Genomic DNA, 19813 nt, shown 5'->3' on the forward strand with positions numbered 1-19813 from the left:
ACTCATATTAATTAATAAAACAATGGCTCACATATATGCAAAAAAAGCGTTATTAACGGGCATTGAAGTCAATTTAACTAAAACAATAATCATACTGTCTAACAAGCATAATAAATATGGTTTCAATACAGTCATTATCACCATCAAAATAACTAAAAAAGACCGATAAAAATAGCCGATAAAAAAAACGTCTTGATATTATTTAGTATAATTCTGGCCAATTAAAAACAACTGATAAGCTCGATAAAGACAATGATAAACATCAATCTATCCTCCTTAATTCAGCGTCTGCATCCTATCGCCAAGGTCGCGCTAGAAGACGCAGCAGCTCTGGCTGTCTCCGAAAAGGCCAATGAAGTACAAATTGAGCACTATTTGCTTAGCTTACTTGAAAGACCAAATAGTGACTTTGATCTTCTTCTCGCGCATTTTGACTGCTCGGAAAATATTCTACGCCAATCAATTCACTCAACATTAGACACCAGCCCCAAAGGCAACGGCGGGAAACCTGTTTTCTCTGCACTGCTAATCGAATGGCTACAGGAAAGTTGGTTAGTCTCATCACTGGATCTCTCCCAATCTCAAATTCGCTCAGGGGCTTTATTATTAACACTTGTGAGCAATCCTCTGAGATATGGTCAGCATGCTTATGCTGCGTTACTAGAGAGTGTCAATCAAGACAGCCTAAAACGAAATTTTGCCGACCTCACCAGTCAATCTCTTGAAGCTCAAGTGGCAAACTCTGAAAAAACGCAAGCGCGGGAAGAAGGTTCAGCCCTGAGTAAATTCACCACTGACTTTACGGGGAAAGCGCGTAAAGGCGAAATTGACCCTGTATTTTGTCGCGATCAAGAAATCCGTCAGATTGTTGATATTTTGGCAAGAAGGCGTAAAAACAACCCTATTGCAGTCGGTGAGCCAGGTGTAGGTAAAACTGCTGTTGTTGAAGGACTTGCGCTTAAGATCGTTCAAGGTGAAGTGCCCGATAACTTAAAAGGTGTCGAGCTGTATGGTTTAGATATGGGACTGCTTCAAGCCGGAGCAAGCGTCAAAGGAGAATTTGAAAAACGCCTTAATGCGGTATTGGACGAAGTAAAGAACTCTCCTACCCCTATCATTTTGTTTATTGATGAGGCACACACGCTCGTTGGAGGAGGTAATCAAGCTGGTGGTAGTGATGCAGCAAACTTGCTCAAGCCAGCACTTGCTCGCGGTGAAGTGAAAACCATCGCCGCAACCACATGGTCAGAGTACAAAAAGTACTTTGAGAAAGATCCAGCGCTTGCGCGTCGCTTCCAACTCGTCAAACTGGATGAGCCTTCTCCAAAGCAGGCAGCGCTTATTATTCGTGGCCTTCGTCCAGCTTATGAAAAGTCTCATAATGTTTATGTGCGCGATGATGCCATTACCGCCGCAGCAGCACTTTCCGCTCGCTATATTTCAGGCAGACAACTGCCTGACAAAGCCATTGATGTGCTCGATACCGCTTGTGCACGAGTTAATATTAGCTTGAACGCCATTCCAGCATCGGTTGAAACGCTTCAGCAGCAACTTGCCGCGCAGACCCGTGAGCTTGAAGCACTTGAGCGCGATGCACTGCAACAAACTGGTGATAAACACAGTCTTGCATCCATTCCTGATCTCAAGTTGCGAATGGAGCAAACCCAAGCTGAGTTGGAAGTGCAAGAGGTTCAATGGCAACAAGAGAAGCAGCAAATTGAAGAAATGATCGCCCTTCGAAGCAGGCTACATCAATTAGTCAGTCATGAAGAAGAGGAGCAAGAGGACGAACAACAAAGCGACTCCCCTTATTTGGAACTGGATGAAGAAGCGGTGCGTATTGCCATTTCTGCCTGTCAGGAGCAATTAGAGTCCATTCGCGGCAATAACCCATTAGTTCATTTTGAAGTCGGTCCTGATGAGATAAGCCATGTTATTTCTGATTGGACAGGCATTCCCATGGGTAAAATGCTACAAAATGAAGCAGAAACAACGCTCAACCTAAAAGACAGCTTAACCAACAACATCAAAGGTCAAGAGTATGCCATTGACGCCCTAGCAGAAGGTATTCAAACCGCCAAAGCTGGTTTAGGTAATCCAGATGCTCCAACGGGCGTTTTCCTGCTCGTTGGGCCAAGCGGTGTCGGTAAAACCGAGACGGCGCGTGCTATTGCTGATCAGCTGTTTGGCGGCGAACGCTTTATGACCACAATAAACATGTCAGAGTTTCAAGAGAAACATACCGTGTCTCGACTTATCGGTTCGCCTCCGGGTTATGTTGGTTATGGTGAAGGCGGTATGCTCACAGAGGCCGTTCGCCAACGTCCTTACTCTGTCGTCTTACTTGATGAAGTCGAAAAAGCTGACCCTGAAGTACTCAACCTTTTCTATCAAGTTTTTGATAAAGGGACACTCAATGATGGGGAAGGTCGTGCCATCGACTTTAAGAACACACTCATCATTATGACCAGCAACTTAGCGACGCACGAGATTGAGTCTTTGGTACAACAATCTAAAGATATTGATGCGAGCACCATTGCTGAGGCCATTCGCCCGACATTAAGTCAGCATTTCAAACCAGCCCTGCTGGCGCGTATGTCGGTGCTGCCTTTTGTTCCACTATCTGATGAAGCAATGACAGAGATCATTCACCATAAGCTTGGCAAAGTCTCAGAGCGTCTACAAAATCATCACAAACTGACCTTAAGCTACGATGATAATCTGGTTGAATTTGTCCTAGGAAACTGCCGTTTAGCCGAGACAGGCGCACGTAACATTGATGCGGTGATTAACCGTCAGTTACTGCCGCAGCTTTCGACTCAGCTATTGGTTCATGACAAGGATGAGTCGCATAGCCAAATCACTGTTTGCGTCGATGAGCAAGGAACGCTGTCTTATGCGTTCAGCTAACTCCAGTGATTTGGGTAATGCTTTGCTTGCGATCAGCCAGTCTTTGGCTGATCGCTCTCAAATGGCACAAACTCTCGACGCGGTGCTTACAGCAGCGCGTCAAATGACCTTCTCTAAACACGGCATTATCTATGTGCTAGACCAAACAGGGCAAGCGCTGATACCCAGTATCGTGCATCACAATGAGAAGCCGCTTTCGTCACATCCATGGTCTGCATTAGCCTTTGATCACACCAGTCCGACCGACCCATTTAACTATGCCATCCAAAATGGCGAGGTCGTACTGCTGAATGAGCTATATCAATACAACGGTTACGATTGTGAAGCCATTTATGAAACTGAGCTTGTGCTGGGCAGTAAAAGCGCAAACCTTCTCGCTTGGCCTTTAGTTGACGACAGCAGCAAAACCATTGGCTTGCTCGCGCTGTTCGACCTCAATGTGATCGATAATGAATCTGCCCTGACCGCTTTTTGCCAAATGGCGGCAAACAGCATTCGTCAAGCCGTTTGGCTAGAAGAATATGGTCATATGATCAAAAACCTCAGCGCAGACAATGCGGCGTTGGTTCGAGAAAACCAGCATCTTAAACGGCGCAAGCAAAGCCACTATCAAGGCCCCATTGCAGAAAGTGAACAAATGCTTGAGGTACTGAGGCGTCTAGACAAAGTGCTGGCTCTGCCAGTCGATGTGCTACTGCGAGGCGAAACTGGCGCGGGTAAAGAGGTGATTGCCAAGTACATTCACCAAAATTCAAACCGTGCAGACCAGCCCCTGATAGTACAAAACTGTGCCGCTATTCCCGAGCAACTGTTAGAGTCTGAGTTATTTGGTCATAAAAAAGGCGCTTTCACTGGTGCAGATAAAGACAAAATCGGCCTTTTTGAAGCGGCTCACGGCGGCACTTTGTTTCTTGACGAAATCGGCGATATGCCACTTTTGCTTCAAGCTAAATTACTGCGCGTTTTGCAAGAGCGTAAAGTACGCCCGGTCGGAGCCAGTAAAGAGGTAGAAGTCGATGTGCGCGTCGTCGCCGCCACTCACTGCCATTTAATGGAGAAGATCAAAAACGGTGAATTTCGTGCCGATTTGTACTACCGACTGAATGTTTTCCCCATCACCCTACCCCCGCTTAGAGAGCGACAAGCGGATATTCTTCCGCTGGCTGAACACTTCGTCAAACACAGCGCTGCAAACCTCGGGCTTACTCAAGCACCAGGGCTGAGTGCGAATGTACAAAAACAACTAAGCTTATATTGCTACCCAGGTAATGTACGCGAGCTAAAAAATATCGTGGAACGCGCCTTATTGCTGTCAGATTTTGAAACCATCACTCACATTGAACTTGGTGACACCAGTCTGCTCAATGAACCGGTACAATCAGAATCACAGCCCGTGCAAATGGCACAACCCAACGTACACAATCAGCAACCCAGCCAAGAAACGACTGACTATTCAAAAGGGCTGAAAGAGGCGGTAAGTGAGTATGAAAAGACCGTCATCCTCGATTGCCTGCACGCTGCCAATTGGCAAATTAAACGTGTCGCAGAGCAGCTGTCTCTGCCTGTGAGTACGCTCAGCCACAAAATGAAAAAGTACGATATTTCCGCCGCAGGTGAATCAAGTAAGCTCAGTCAAAATGCTTAATGAGTTTAGCCCTTTATCAAGCAAGTTGTTTAAAGCAAAGACTACCAACTATCGGCAAATAAACAGTTTGTCTCTGCTTTTTACCTTTATATAAGAATTCAATGATATTCGTATGTAACAAAGAGTATAAGCAATATTATCAATAGGTACTAGACTTCTGTTTACATGAGAATGAACAAGGATAAGTACCATGTTACCTAGACTCTCCGCATTATTGCTTTTTTGCGTCTCTTTTTCGGCTTTCAGTATCGACTTCCCCTATCGCGCCGACTATTCCGATGTGAAGACCATAGAACTCGCTGACTTAAAACAAACTATGGACACACTCAACATCGTTGATGTCCGTTCAAAACTTGAATTTGATGTACTGCATATAGATGGTGCCAAACATATTACCCTTGCCAACAAAGGCTTTGAGAATAAAGTTAAAGATTTGTCTAAGGATGGCAAAACCATCGCGTTTTACTGTAACGGCATCACATGTAAAAAGTCGTACAAAGCAGCACAGCGAGCAATGAAAGCAGGCGTCAGTAATGTCGTTGCCTATGATGCCGGGATTTTCCTTTGGGCATCAGACTACCCCGCAAACAGCGTGTTGCTAGGTAAGGTCATGCAAGACAGTTCGCAGTTGATCAGTAAAGAAGATTTTAATGCACACATTTTGGCTCCAAAAGAGTTTGAAGCCATGTTAGGCGGTGCTAATGTGGTGATTGTCGATGTGCGAGACCCAAACCAAAGGGAAAAACAACTTTTCAAAGGTAAGCCTGTGCGTAACGTCCCCGTCGAGCGGTTTGAGACCTTTTTAAAACAACAGAAACCTTCCACCAAGATCATGGTGTTTGATGCGGTAGGAAAACAAGTACAGTGGCTTCAGTATATCCTCGATGGACAAAACTACACCAACTATAAGTTTTTGAAAGGCGGTGTCGAAGGGTACATGAAGAATCAGTAACCGTGATTAACTGAAATCACTACGGGACCACTGCCTGAGTGGCCCCCTTCTCACTTAGTGTAAGTATTAAGCATTACTTGAGCTTAACGTTCTTATCAGCGCCATGGCCCTAGAATCAGTCTCAAATTTTTCCCTACTTGGCATTAAGGTCTTTCTATCCGTCAAACTGTCTACCACGGATTGATGTCCAAGGCTCTTATCCCCTTTATTTAAAGTGATAGAGTACACATGATCAGGCGTAACACTTGCTTTCGTTACACTCGCAGCCTCAAAGCCAGCTTTTGTAGCCATGTCGAGCAGTTTTTCTTTTGAGAAGTACTCGGATGGCGTTTGCTCTTTCATATAGGTGTTGTAACAATCAAGTAGCTTCTCTTTGGATATGTCTGGATCATTATCCATTTCCGAATAGAGTTCAGTGACCGCATGCATCAGATCAATCTCATGCTCGCTCAGCGCGCTGTTATGCTCTGAAATCGTAACCACACCACTCTTATCAAGCATATCTGATACCTGCTTTAGGCTGTTTTGCTGGGCAACCGAACTAGGAAAATGATGCAAGGAATGCTGATACATAGCGACATCAAAAGAGGTACCATCCGTTAGGGGGTTTTTGGCTTTTTCTCCCGATACCGAACCTGTGTTTATGTCTGTACCATTGTAATAAATCGTTTTAACGGGTTCGTTTTTCCCTGCATCGGGAAGCGCTACAGATCGACTGTTTTGATCCCAAGATGTCTCCGTTTGAACTTCTAGAACATAAGGTTCAACAGGCTTGCCTGTTAGGTCACCTAAGTGCTTAGCTACAAAGTGGGTCAGCTTACCGTCATTACCACCAATATCGACAATTCTAAGCGACGTCTTACCACTACCAAGATTAGGGTTTGCTGCGATGATCATCTTGGCGATATCCATACCTTTATTACTCAGGTGTTGATTTGGATCGCCACCAGAGGATACTCGTGACTCATTCGGAATCCTTAAATACCAGTCATGAATGCAGTCAATAAATTTTTTATTTGGTATATCGCCCTGATGATTAGAGCAAATTTTCTGTAGTCGCGTCATTAAGTCGGCCTTATCGGCTTGGCGAATCGCTCCGAACTCATTATCTGAGTGATAAGTCATCGCATACATAAAGTCCTTATTCCGGCCTATATTAGTGACATGCTGTTTTAACAGGTCGCCGATAAAAGTAGGGCTTCTTGTCTCGATTTTGGTTGAAGAGGCGTCAACAGATGATTGAGCCTGAGCAGACGAGTGTGCAGTATTTAAATTTACAGTATTCATATCCAAACCATGTGGGGTAAACGGGATATACAGAAGAGCATCTATCAAAATTAATTTCTATTGCAAAACGGCTTAACGATATAAATTTCATAAGGATTCCAAAAAGAGCATAGCCACGAAAATACACGAAGTAGCCTGAGAAAAAATAGTATGGCTTATCACGGTATTATTATGCTCCAGATTAAGAAACTCATTTCTTTTCAACAAATTCCAAGTTATTAATATATTGATATAAAAGGTTTTTTGTTCATAAGGTGAGGAGTTAAACAAATAGAGAAGAAACCGCTTAAAGAATATGAATCATATGGTTAATAAGCGCTATTTATTGGATGGTTTTTCGACATTAGCGCTGTGCTTTGAGGTGTTGTAAAAAGGTCAAAAAACCTAATATAAATCAACGGAGGATCTGGGCTTGCCCGGCCACACTAAGCTCATGCTTAGTGTGGCTAAGATGGTTTTTATACGCTGAGTCAATTCGTTACTTCCTAGACAGGCGATACGCTTTAATCATGCTGTTTAGTATCTTAGAAAGTAAGTTTCCCCAGTATTGTATTAGCAAATACGGTGAAAAAACCCAATGTTGAATTCACAGCATTGGGTTTGGAAACTATCACTTATACGAACTGGGCTATTGGCTTTCAATCCATTGATTAATCAGGTCAAGCTGCTTGTCTGAAATCGTTTCAGAGTCACCTTCTTTTGCTTCTAACCAACGAATAGCTGGCAAAATATCTGAGTATCTTTGCTCATAGGTCTGTGCAATAGTTCGCTTTGTATAGTAATTATCTTTTTCCTCAATCTGGATAATTTCCTTGGCACCACGGAGAACATCATCACTACACATGTACCATGTTTTGGGGATATGGTTTCGATCAAATGAATGAAGATTGACCTTAAGTTTATCAGACTCAGCATTTAATCCTGAACCCATCGGGCCAATAAGCTCAAGTTTAAGTTCTAGGTAAGTAAACAAATTATCGGATAGCGTCTCTACCCGTTTGAACGGTTTCAGACCATGAACTTTCCTTCCCAACGCATTCACATACTCTGGCTTGAGAACTTGTGCATAAATGTCCGTCTCTTTGCCAAACCCATAACTGGTTACCACATGTTTTCTTAACTGATCAGGCTCCATGTCCAAATAGTATCGACACAAAGATTTAAGACTACTAGAAAGCATAGGTTGTGATGGCTTACCACCGTCTTGCAAGGTAAAAGGTTCAAATGTCCACTTATCATCCTTCTCTACAATGCTTCCAATTCGATACAACTCGGTTTTACCCAAAGAAAAACGCTCTCCACCTGACACTCCCGGTATAAAATCAACACTGTTTGCCATATCGACTTCTCGTAACTTAGCATCTACGCCAACCACTTTACCCGGCGCAAAGCCTGCGTTAGAGAATAATGTATCATCACAATGGCGAGTTTTCACGACAGCAAGGCAGGCGACATGTTTGCCCCAGTCAAAGCCTTTAACATCATCTTTGTAGTAATTGTTATAATCGGAGTGCTCTCCAGAGAGTCCTTTTTGCATAATCTGAAGCTCAACAATCGGCTCATCAAACACTTTCGGGAACTGTGCCATGTCCGAGTCTGGCTGTGGTGCAAATAAGAAACTGTCAGACACTAATAAATGGTCCGCATGTTTAGGATCTTTACTATCTCCAAATTGGTACAACCTTGAAGGGCTCATAGTTAAGTTAAATATTGACGTATCCCATGGGCCCCAATTGTCATACGATATCGGCACTAGTGACTTTTTAACACCTTTTATTCCCGCCAAATACTCATAGCTCATTGCCAGTTCGCCTGAGCGAACTTCTCTACCTTGCTCTTTAAACAGACTTTTTAAAAAATGGGCTTCAATTGAGTCGTTTAATAACCATGGCCGTGTACCTTTGATCTTATTGGCGCCAAACACATAAGACGGCTCGATAATCGCTCCCCAAATTTGTTCACCTGAGCCTTGAGTGACTATACTCCGCTCACTTGATGTTAACTTGATTTTCTTAAGCAGAGGGGTGATATCACGCAAGTATTCAGAGCTTTTACTGACGATTTTAGAGCCATTTAAAATGGTATCCACCACCTCTGAGTGGTTTAACCAACTCCATTTTGCTTGTGTTTCAATACCAACGCGGTGCAAAAGTTGGCGTTTTTCTTCAGGCACGGCTTGAATGGCCTTGTTATCTAACACCACAATGATCCTCACCTCATCGAATGGAGATAAAGAATCATACTGCTGCAAATGCTCATGCAAAGGCAGCCATTCTTGGCGCGCACCTTCGCGCAATGTTTTCACCGAAATCGACTGTTTGGCACCTTGGTACAAAGCCTCGAGCTCATTAGTATCAAATGGCACCCTAAACATATCGATCAACGCTTTGATGCTTGATGACGCGCGGTAATGAATTGGACAATATTGCATAAAAGGTTTAGGAGCATCATCTTGCTCATTGGATAGCCAATCATCCACGCTGTCATAGACAATACTCGCCCCAAGTTGGGCATAAGTAGAATAAGTACTGGCTTTGAGTAGTGATAGCTCTGCTTCAGCGTAATCTGAGTCCATATAGTATTCATCTAAATGAACCATACCAAAACCATTTTCATCTAGCTGCCATTGGTCTTTTAATAAAAATTTTTGGATATAACCATCAATATGTTGTTGTTCAACGCTAACCTCATCGCCACTCATTTGTTGGTAATTACGCTCAAGTAATAAACGACTTAAGCCATTCAACGCATGTGCCCGTTTATAATAACTCGCCTTCATCTGCTCGCTTAAGCTTTGTGAACCAAAAGAAAGCAGCTGTTCTTGAGAGACGAAGTTTTGATGTTGGATTTGCTCAAGGTTATTACGCAATTTCAGGGTGTCAGCATTCTCCGTACACAAATCATACAAATTCGAAACCAGCGATGAACCTTCTTTGGTCACCGTGTATAGGAAATTCGCAGCCGCTCCCCAAGGCGTAATGGAAGCGGCATCAAGAGCAGTATCCAGCGCAAGCTCAATGGCGTCCAGCGTCGCTTTATCGAGCTTGAGTTCCTCAGCAATCGCCATTTGGCGCGCTTTTTCAACCACAGTAATTGCGCTGCGAGATAAGGGATAGTCCAATATGGCTTCAAAGTGAAGGATCATGTCAACACGGCGATTGCGCCGTCTTTCCTGCTCTGAATCATTAGCAGCCAGTGGAGCTTGCTCTCCGTAGCCAATACTCTTAATACAGTTTTTCCATACCGCTTGGTTACATGCAATACCCTCAAGAATGCATTCTCGTACAAAGTCAGCCCTGCGCTGTGACAAATCTTGGTTATAGTCAACTGAGCCTCTTGAGCAAGTATGACCCTTAATGGTAATAGGAATAGGCTGATCTAACTGAGACAGAATCTCACCCAATTTGACCAACTTTTCTCGTGCTTGTGTGCTGGCGAATTCACTACGATCAAAAGCAAAGGTGGTGCTTCTTAGCTCAAATAGATGTTGCCCTTGCTTAACTTGCGTATCGACGGTCACTTCATCACTATCACCCAGTGTAGGTAGTATTTGTTTAAGCTGTTCAAGCGCTTTCTTTTCTACTTCAGACAGCGCTTTTTTCTCCTTAAAATCTGCCAGCGCTTTCTGACCAGGCTGCTGCACGGTGGCCAAATACTCAACCACCACAGTGTCAAGTTTCTTACTCGCTTTCGCATCCTTTTTATATGCATCAACCAGACTGCCGCCTTTCATCACGGCATCTGCAATTGAAAAGCCCTTGCCAACGTTTTCTAACACCTGCATATTCTGCATGAGTGCTCGCCATTGATGCGGGACTTCAACAAGGTTAATTTTATCTTTTAAGCCATCGAATAAAATATTGCCTTTATCACCAAAAAGTTTAATCAGATCAATCGCTTTTTGGCCAAAGGCGGCATTATCTATTTCATAAGCTTTGCTCATGATGGCTAATGAGGCGGCCGTGGCCCCAGCAATATTTTTTAACTCACTGTCTGCACTCGTGCCCATTGAAGCCGCCGCTATCTTAGCCACCGTTTGCCAGCTTAGCTTGTGCTGCATTGCCTGCGCCGCGCTTTCGACATAGGCTTTGTTCATTTGCACGCTATGCCATAACTGAGCAGCGATAGGTTTACTTTGTTCACTGGCGAGTGTTTCTGGTAAATCTGTCGGGCTTTGTTTAAGCTTTGCAAGTAAATCAGGGTATAGGTGAGGCGCTTGATTAAACAGCGCTTCTTCGACCGAGACAGGATCACCGTTGACTAAAGCACTGCGACCAAGCGGGGTTTGGATTGGTAAATGCAATACGCGCTCACAAAAGCTGTGTTGCTCAACGTTTTCGTCTTTCCAAAATTCAAGGCCATCGTCATTGGTTATTGTTGTTAAATCAATATCAAAACGACAATATTGGTTGGCCTCTTTTAAGGCAAATACCGAATCCGACATCACCCAAAAGGTGGCGGCGTAGGTCTTTTCTTTTTTTCCTCCGATATCGTCAAAACTAACATCTTTTACTTGGCTGACTGCGGTTAAGTTGGTGTTGTTTCCGCTATTGCCGACAATGGTTAGCTGATCCGGAAAGTTAGACAGGGTAACGCTGGCACCTTCAAATAGCGCACTGGAAAACTGCACCACAATAGTAAATTGCTGCGGCAATACCAGAGCTCTTACTGAGTTTAGCTGTTTTTGTGTTAATGATCGTTCCACTTCGCCTATGGATTTAGCGTAATTAGGGTCGCCGACCTGATCGCTGGGTATAATTTTATCAGTTTGAATGTTTTCAATTTTAGGTACAGGAAAATAGTTTTTTTCGGGCGACTGATTAGCATTGGATATCAAATCGTTGTACAAATTTGCCAGCCATTTTCCATCTTTACCTTGCTCGCTAAGTAAATGCACCGGCGCTAAATAAGGCGGGAAAAATAGCAGCCTAGGGTTGCCTGCTTCAAAATTGGTCGCCAATGCAGGGTTACCTTGCAATGGTAAGTTTTGACTGAGTTGGCCTGATTCAGGGGCGGTAAAGGCAGTGATTTTGCCCAGCGCATCACTAAATAACAGCGATGCTTTGGCTGGGGTTTGGGTTTGTTTGCCCTCACCGTCGTAGCTTATTGTCACTGCGGCGCTGTCATCGGCGCGGGCAAAACAGATATTTGGTAGGGGGAAGTAACGACAATGAGGATCACGCGTTTCTCCTTGCGCAAGCTGGCCAAATAAGTAAATGCCAGAGATGGATTTAGAATTAGCCACGGCGGTTCTCCTTCATTGGCTTGCAATCACCCGAAATAAAATGGCTGCCGACTTTCTCTATTTGGCACAGCCTTTTACAACCATTAAAATCGCGACGAGTCCATTTAGAGTCATTCGGCGTTTGCCAAAGTAACTCACATTTATCAAACTCTTCTTGGTAGTTAATAGCAAACGCCGATTTGTATTGACTATAAGTAGGTAAAGCGGGTAACTGTTGCACTAGGTCATAGTGGTTTAAGTCTGAGCTGATAGCTGGTGGAATATACAGTGAAAAACCACTCATATCATCACGCGGGTTAGGCAGCTTATAAAAGTAACGCAGTGTGTCTATTGGTGATGACTCGTCTGGCTGCCGCTGGCGAGTCAAATTAGGGGTAAGCGATTCTCTGCCACTCAAAAGCCCAAGCTGAAGTGGGTAGCGAGTATCATCTGCCAGTAAAGCCGATTGGCTAAAATCATTAGCATTATAGGCGCGATAGCCCTCTGCTGTGTAGCAGCTATAGGCGCCGCCATCTTCACGCCAATAAATATAGTTTTCACGAATGCAGTCTTGCGGGTAAAACTCTGCCTGTTGGTAATTTTGCCAATCACCCACTTGATAACTTAAATAGCTCGACGTCGCCGCCCGATTAAGATAACCCATATTGTAGCGAGTTTTGACTTTAACCAGTAGCTGAGCGCCATTATTCACCAGCCGTACCCACTTTACTCTGTCTATTGCATGTTCATTACCATCCAGCCAAACCTTATTCACCTCAGGAGTATCAGGGTTTGGCAAAGCCAAGGGTAATAGGCTCCTCTTCATTGCCTTAGTGTCAAGCTGATACGCTTTACCAAGCTGAGACACATAGGCTTTGCTGCTATCTGGTAGCCAACCCCCAAAGTTACAGTCACCGCCAAAGCGCTCAATTTGACGGGTTTTTAGATCCGCCAGGACGCAACCTTTTTGCTGAGCGAATAGTCCAGTATTAAACAGCATATAGCGGCCATTGGGTGAGCGCTGCACGCGCAGGTTTTTTGTCCAGCTAACCAGACCATTGACTTCGTCAGCGGTCAATAAGGTTTGTAAGTTGGTACCATCCAGATTCATGGTATATAAGCCCGCTTGTTTTTGGTTTTCCTCGACATAAATTTGCGTCATTATCTGCGGTTTATTACCTGGCTTGTCCCACTGTGCCAGCGGCGCGGTCCGAGGGTCAGACACCTTCAAATACCACCAAGCTAAAGCGGATGATTCACCGGGGCGCGAGTCAAGAAAAGAGACTGTTTTTTTAAGCGCTATATCGTATCTTGCTTGCTCGGCCTTGGCTTTGGCCCTTGCGTCTAACCATTGAGTCATTTGTGGGCTAAATACCGCGCCTGCACCAAGCCCCAATATCACCATGGCCGAGACGCCAAGTATAATTTTTTTGTTCATTTTGATAGTCCTAATTCTTCTCGCCATAGCGACATATAGTCATTGAGGTTATCCATAGCGGATTTTTCTTGTTCACTAGCCTCAGGAAGCGGCTCAAGCTCTGGCGCAGGATTTGCTGATTCAGACCAAGCCAACACTTGCTGAAATGTTAAGTCACGAAATACCACTTCAGAATGGTGTGTATGGCCCGGTGACGTGATTTGCAATGTAAATTTACCCTTAGGAGGAAAACCGCCCAGCTGAGCAGTAGCAAAATGCGGATTTGCTTCGCTATACTCTAGCACCTCGCTGATCACCCAATCACTTTCACTATCAGAAACCACAGCATAATGAGTAATCAAGGTATTAAAATCCAGCAGGCCCGTTTCAACAGAAAGTACAAAACCACTATTCTTACCGTCCACATAGGCGATCACCGTATTGCTTTGGTCGTAACTGCGCAGCACGACTTGTTTACCTGTTAGCCATGGCATATCGTCTTCACTGGTACCATGCACCTTGGCGCTGGCCACATCTGAGGTAAATTCTTGCGCGCTAAACGCCTGTTGTTCGCTATAATGACCCAATTCATCCAAGGGTGTACTACTTTTCTCTAATAGAGCTGGATCCGATTCTAATAACTCTATCTGTTTGAATCGCTTCTGTTTTGGTGAAAACATGATCTTGAGCCCAGTCTCACCTTGCTGCACTTCTCCTGCCACTTTATACGGAACCCAAAATTGAGGCATCACTGCCCCTTCTGCAACACGTTCAATAACTTTAGGTTGTGGCTGGTTTTGTTCTTCTTTATAGAGGTTACGGTAATATTCTACGTCAATATCTTGATAGTAAGCTTTGTCTGTGATGGCCATTTCCCGCCACAGTTTTCCTTTCCAAAACACATAAATAAAGCCGCCACATAGCTCTGAGGCTTTGTCTTTATTTTGGCTTGAATCTAGATAGGCCAGCGGACGCACAGGCACCAAAACGGTTTCCCACTCTGGCATTTGGTGGTCTTCGTCTACCGGTGCAATATTTTCTGCCAAGAGTAAATTCAACGCCCTTGGCGCTCCTCTCATAGGGATAGAGAGATAAAGATTTCTCGGCTCAGGCTCTAGATTTTTGAACACAGACACGCTGCGATGGCTGTTATTTACATCTCTGCGAGGTTTTGCCAGCTTTTCTTTTTGTTTTTCAGTACTTGAGAGCGTTAAATAGGCCGCATTGCCCGGCCACTGGCCAGTAAACTCAACCACGATTTTTTTGTCTGGCGCAGGTTCAACGGGACTAAAGGATAGGTTTCGTGCCAAGGGTACATCGTCAGTTACCATGGCATAATTGGCTTTCACCACTTTCTTTTCTGGCTGAGCGGAAAGTTTATCCATGCGCGCCTTTAACGCAGGATATGCCTGAAGCTGGCTTTCTGAAAGTGGACTCCTGCGAGGAAACGACGACACAGCAACCCAATCAGCGCGAACAAGACGCTGTTTAATGGCGGTAAGTAATCGGTGGATGTCTTTCTTCGCCGACTGAGGAAGACTTTCAGACAGAGGCTTGGGAAGCTGTCCGACCACGTCTTGAAGATTGCGCGTACGCGAAAGTTGCCCGATGCATTCATCCGGCGACAGGATATAGTCTAACACGTCCCTAGAAAGTGTATTTCCCGGAACAAATTTGCAAATTAATTGCATTTTAGTTCTCCACAACCATTAATGTTTTTTGATTGCGGCAACAAGTTACCCCAAAGGGGTTAATTACGATTTGGCGATAGCCATTGTACGTATAATTGAGATATTTGCAACCTAATCAAGCTAACATAATTACCACTAAATTCTGAAAAATATACCGTACAGCGAGATAAAAAAAGACGCGATGAAATATCGCGTCAAAGTATCAACTACATTTTCAGATACTAAATACAGATAGTCATAACCACCTGTGCAGGATAGCACCCTCGGGTGCAGCGCTACTATACAAACTGGTGCCAACAATGCAACGTGGCGAAATTTATGCTTCAAACTTCACTTTGACAGGTATATTTCACTGTCTTACTAGGTAATTGATCTTGTTGGCAAGTAAACAGCACGTTTTAATATTCATTTCGCTCATTAATCAATATCGGAATAAAGAAAATATCAATAATTTTTGTTGTCTTAGTTCAAATAATTGAATGTAAGAAAAGACAAAAGAAACATTATCTTGAGGTTCTTACTGTAACGCCTGAAAGTAGCACTCGCGCATCCCCTTCATTGTCACCGTTTTACAGATGCGAAGAGATACACTTTTATATATATGCATTCATTGGAGGTTAACCACAAAATATAGTTTTCATCGCCATGCACTTTCACTATAAGAAAATACTTTTTCACTATGAAATTATTCATTTTGAAACATGACTGAATAAAAAATTAGATTTTTAATCGGAAAACCAATCAAAACTCACTAATCTAGATAACCCTGCCCAAACACCAAGCCTAAATTTTCTCTAGATTTCCCCATTTAAAACTCTATGATTGACAAAAAATTAAAATAGCATTCTCATGTATCCAACGTCTATTCAACAAAAAAGCTATAAAGACTTCCTGTCTTTTTGGCATTTAACTCTTATTCCTTTGGCATTATGCGCCATCATCGAAGTGATACCATTTGGCAGTAATGATACCGATCATTTTGAATCCAGAGATGTGGCATTAGCGACCAAGCCACCTGCCAAGGAAGTGTTACCCCCTGTCCCTGCAACTGTAAAACCTGACATTTTTAGCGGCACTGTAGAGTATTCTTTCTATGGTTCTGCGCTAGCGTCTGGCGCCTCACCGGATACCATAGGTTATTTAACTTCTTTGGCATCAGGTAAGTTTGATTTTATCCGTTCAGTTTCTCGTTCAGGTAAGTTTGCGTTTAAGATCGATGACCAAAACCAGTTAGAAGCTTTTTTGTATCAAGACAATCAGCATATGTTTTATGTTTACAGCGATGACAAAGGGGCTCTTTTTAGCTCTGATGGCGAGCACTTTTATAAAGACAAGCTGCTGCTTTCCCCCGTGTCACGCTGGTTTAGAGTGAGTTCGCCGTTTAACCCTGCTCGTCGACATCCCATCACTCATAAGGTCACATCTCATCTGGGTACGGATTATGCCGTCCCTGTTGGCACGCCTGTAGTCAGTATTTCGTCTGGACGCGTGGTGATTTCTCGTTACCATCCATTGGCCGGTCAATACGTTGTCATCCTTCACCCGGATGGTTTGAGAACTCGCTACCTTCATTTATCCAAACGTTTCGTTCAGCGAGGAGACAATGTAATTCAAGGACAAAAGATAGGAACTAGCGGTAATACAGGACGCACCACAGGTGCACATCTGCATTTTGAGCTTTGGAAAGACGGTCGGCCGATAGATTTTGAGAAAAAAAGGACCTTCGCAGAAAAAGTAGCCGTAGAACAGATATCCGCTCAAACTGCCGACGCAAAAATGGCCTTACAGCGACTGGTTCTTCAGATCGCGAAATAATCACCCCATCTCATAAATTCATACCTTAGTGGCAAGACTGAACTTTTTGAACATTCTTGCCTCTTTATATATAAACTCCGAAAAAATAAACATTCACCAAACCACTTAATAGAAGTATTTTAATCGAATTAAAGCATACATTTAAGCATATAATTTGCATTTGTATCAAATTAATTGGAGCAGTACCAAGTATTCTGTCATCAAATTTTACTCTCCTCTCAAGATTATGTAGCGTCAACTTGAGCACTTAATTAGCTTTGAAAAATAAGCATATTGGAGGTTAACGGAATGAACAGAAAAACAGCTTTAGCGTTAAGTATTCTCTCTGCACTTTCATTAGGCAGTGGTCAAGCCGTCGCTGGTGATGGGCAACAGCTGGTCGATCAAGATGGCAATGTGTTGGTTGGATATTGGCATAACTGGTGTGAGGGTGATGGTTATAAAGGTGGTAACGCACCTTGCGTAGAACTTACCGAAGTTGACCCACAATATAATGTTGTCAACGTCTCTTTCATGAAAGTCCATGAAGGCGCAACAAACCATATTCCAACTTTTCAACTAGACCCAAGCATTGGTATGTCTGAGGCAGAGTTCAAAGATCAGATAGCGAACCTCAATGAACAAGGTCGAAGTGTTCTGATTGCACTCGGCGGTGCCGACGCGCATATTGAGCTTCGTAGTGGAGACGAGCAGGCGCTTGCTGATGAAATTATTCGCCTAGTGGATACCTATGGTTTTGATGGCTTAGATATTGACTTGGAGCAAGCTGCGATTACCGCAGCGGATAATGCAACTGTGATACCTGCAGCCCTCATCATAGTGAAAGATCACTATAGGACTCAGGGGCAAAACTTTATGATTACCATGGCACCAGAGTTCCCATACCTGCGTTCAGGGGGTGCTTATACACCGTACCTGTCGGCTCTTGAAGGGTATTACGATTTTATCAATCCACAGTTTTATAACCAAGGTGGGGATGGTGTTTGGGTCGATGAAATAAACACTTGGGTTCCGCAAAATTATAAAGACCAAGACGTATTCATCTATTACATTGCCGATAGTATTATTAATGGCACTCGTGGCTATACTAAGATCCCACATGAAAAACTGGTATTTGGCGTTCCGGCTAACCCAGATGCAGCAGCCAGTGGCTTCGTGACTGACCCTAATGATATGTATAAGTCTTTAGATAGCCTAAAAGACCAAGGACAGCCATTGCGCGGTATTATGACTTGGTCGGTCAACTGGGATATGGGAGCCAATAGCAGCGGTCAGCAATACAATGAGCAGTTTGTCAAAGACTATGGTCCTTATGTTCATGGTCAAACACCTCCTCCAACTGATGGCAAGCCTTCTATTAGTGGTATTGGTGATGATCGTACTCCATTTGGTAGTAGCTACGACAAAATGGAAGGCGTCTCTGCTTATGACTCCGAAGATGGAGATTTAACGGGAGATGTTGTCGTTAGTGGCGAAGTTAATACTAACAGAGTAGGTGCCTACCCTCTCACCTACTCGGTAACTGATTCAGACAGCAACACGACTGAAGAGATCAGGCAAGTTACCGTCTATAACACAGCGCCAGTGATAAACGGCGTAAACAATGAAACCATCTTAGTCAACTCAGACTTTGATCCTATGGAAGGCGTAAGCGCTACCGATGCCGAAGATGGCGACATCAGTAATTCTGCCATTCAGGTATCAGGACAAGTTAACACTGAGATTGTTGGCCAATACACCCTCACTTATCAAGTCACCGATGCGGCAGGTGAGACCACAACCAATGAACGTGTCATCACCGTTACTGATGAAGAAACAGGAAGTGGCACTTGGGATCCGGAAACCATTTATAATACCGGGGATCAAGTGTTATACAATGGCTTAAATTACACAGCCCAATGGTGGACACAAGGCGACGAACCAGGATCGAGCGCGGTATGGCAAGCTGAAGATGATGGGCAAATTCACGAATGGAGCTCAACACAGACCTACACTACCGATGACCTTGTCACTTATCATGGGCAGACTTATCGTGCTAAATGGTGGTCACAAGGCAATGTGCCTACTGATGGCGATCCTTGGACACTAAACTAATTAGGGTTGGATGCTAAACCAGTCTGATAACTTAAATAAAAGAAGCGAGATTTTACGGGGAATAAAATCATCGCTTCTTTTGAAGATTAATTTACATCTAAGTTAGAAAACAACTTCAGAACTCGGAATTAAATTACTCTGGCAACTCGAACGAAATCTTGTTGACGATAGTGACTTCACTTTGATGGTAACCATACTGTTGTAGGTGTGGTTTAAGGTCAATACTGAACTCCTGGACCCAAGGGATCATCAAGCAGTCAATGAGCCTATCTTTAATAGCAACTTGAACGCTGTTGTCTGAGCTCGTCTTCAGCTCAACTTCCATTGGAGCCGCACAAGCAAAGTTAGCTTGAGAAGTTAGTACCCCGTCACTACTAATACTATAACCACCATAGAGAAGCTCATTTGGGCTGTATCTACCCTCCGCCAATGCACTATTAGACGCAAACAAAGTCAGAGCTAACGTTGATAAAATTAATTTTTTCATTTTATTTTACTACCTATATATAAATATGTTGATTAAAAAGCCATCAGGCACATTCAAACTATTTAACTAGGCAATCGATTACAACCGTAAATAATTAAGGAGTTGATATTTCCTACAAAAATAAACATCACTAAAAATGGATATGACATTAAATATTTTAATCATTTAAAAAACATTATAAATTCTATATAATGAAGACTATGGTTTATTTTAATGAAACAACATCTAAGTTTTCAATAAAAAATTATAGGAACAGAATAGTAAATAATTTTAATAATTATTTTGATAATG

The 19813-nt window shown here is 43.4% G+C and carries 10 protein-coding genes; 5 read left to right on the forward strand and 5 right to left on the reverse strand.

All coding sequences use genetic code 11. The annotated features are described in order from the left end of the window. Positions 1-252 precede the first annotated feature (252 nt). From tssH to DPF90_RS00910, 3 genes are all read left to right on the forward strand, one after another. Positions 253-2910 carry a type VI secretion system ATPase TssH gene (gene tssH, locus DPF90_RS00900; RefSeq protein ID WP_114783724.1) on the forward strand — a complete coding sequence of 886 codons (2658 nt, stop codon included), beginning with the start codon at positions 253-255 and terminating at the stop codon, positions 2908-2910. Further along, positions 2897-4555 (forward strand): sigma-54-dependent Fis family transcriptional regulator, encoded by a 1659-nt coding sequence (locus DPF90_RS00905; protein WP_114783726.1) that lies wholly within the window; start codon positions 2897-2899, stop codon positions 4553-4555. Before tssH ends, DPF90_RS00905 begins: the two co-directional genes overlap by 14 nt. 190 nt (positions 4556-4745) lie before the next feature. Then, positions 4746-5507 carry a rhodanese-like domain-containing protein gene (locus DPF90_RS00910; RefSeq protein ID WP_114783728.1) on the forward strand — a complete coding sequence of 254 codons (762 nt, stop codon included), beginning with the start codon at positions 4746-4748 and terminating at the stop codon, positions 5505-5507. Between the two features lie 66 nt (positions 5508-5573). On the opposite strand, the gene DPF90_RS00915 is transcribed toward DPF90_RS00910, so the two are convergent. The 4 genes from DPF90_RS00915 to DPF90_RS00930 form a co-directional block, all read right to left on the reverse strand. Then, on the reverse strand, positions 5574-6794 hold the full coding sequence (locus DPF90_RS00915) for a methyltransferase domain-containing protein (protein WP_114783730.1): 1221 nt from the start codon (positions 6792-6794) through the stop codon (positions 5574-5576). A 628-nt stretch (positions 6795-7422) separates the two neighbouring features. Beyond that, positions 7423-12039 carry an OmpA family protein gene (locus tag DPF90_RS00920; protein ID WP_114783732.1) on the reverse strand — a complete coding sequence of 1539 codons (4617 nt, stop codon included), beginning with the start codon at positions 12037-12039 and terminating at the stop codon, positions 7423-7425. Beyond that, complete coding sequence (locus DPF90_RS00925; RefSeq protein WP_114783734.1) at positions 12032-13456, reverse strand: TolB-like translocation protein; 1425 nt, start codon at positions 13454-13456, stop codon at positions 12032-12034. Before DPF90_RS00925 ends, DPF90_RS00920 begins: the two co-directional genes overlap by 8 nt. Beyond that, positions 13453-15126 carry a hypothetical protein gene (locus tag DPF90_RS00930; RefSeq protein ID WP_114783736.1) on the reverse strand — a complete coding sequence of 558 codons (1674 nt, stop codon included), beginning with the start codon at positions 15124-15126 and terminating at the stop codon, positions 13453-13455. The genes DPF90_RS00925 and DPF90_RS00930 overlap by 4 nt, the downstream gene beginning before the upstream one ends. An 849-nt stretch (positions 15127-15975) precedes the next feature. Between DPF90_RS00930 and DPF90_RS00935 the strand changes: the two genes are divergently transcribed. Together DPF90_RS00935 and DPF90_RS00940 are read left to right on the forward strand one after the other, a co-directional pair. Then, the gene (locus DPF90_RS00935) at positions 15976-16941 is read left to right on the forward strand and encodes a peptidoglycan DD-metalloendopeptidase family protein (RefSeq protein ID WP_114783738.1); all 966 of its coding nucleotides are present in this window, start codon (positions 15976-15978) and stop codon (positions 16939-16941) included. 288 nt (positions 16942-17229) lie between these two features. Beyond that, positions 17230-19035, forward strand: coding sequence for an immunoglobulin-like domain-containing protein (locus DPF90_RS00940; protein ID WP_162813963.1), 1806 nt, complete (start codon positions 17230-17232; stop codon positions 19033-19035). A 133-nt stretch (positions 19036-19168) separates the two neighbouring features. Here DPF90_RS00940 and DPF90_RS00945 read toward each other — a convergent pair whose 3' ends face one another. Then, a complete protein-coding gene (locus DPF90_RS00945) occupies positions 19169-19522 on the reverse strand; it encodes a hypothetical protein (protein ID WP_114783740.1) in 354 nt (117 codons plus the stop codon). Between the last annotated feature and the right edge of the window lie 291 nt (positions 19523-19813).

The organism is Vibrio tetraodonis (assembly GCF_003350295.1).
GTDB classification, from domain to species: domain Bacteria; phylum Pseudomonadota; class Gammaproteobacteria; order Enterobacterales; family Vibrionaceae; genus Vibrio; species Vibrio tetraodonis.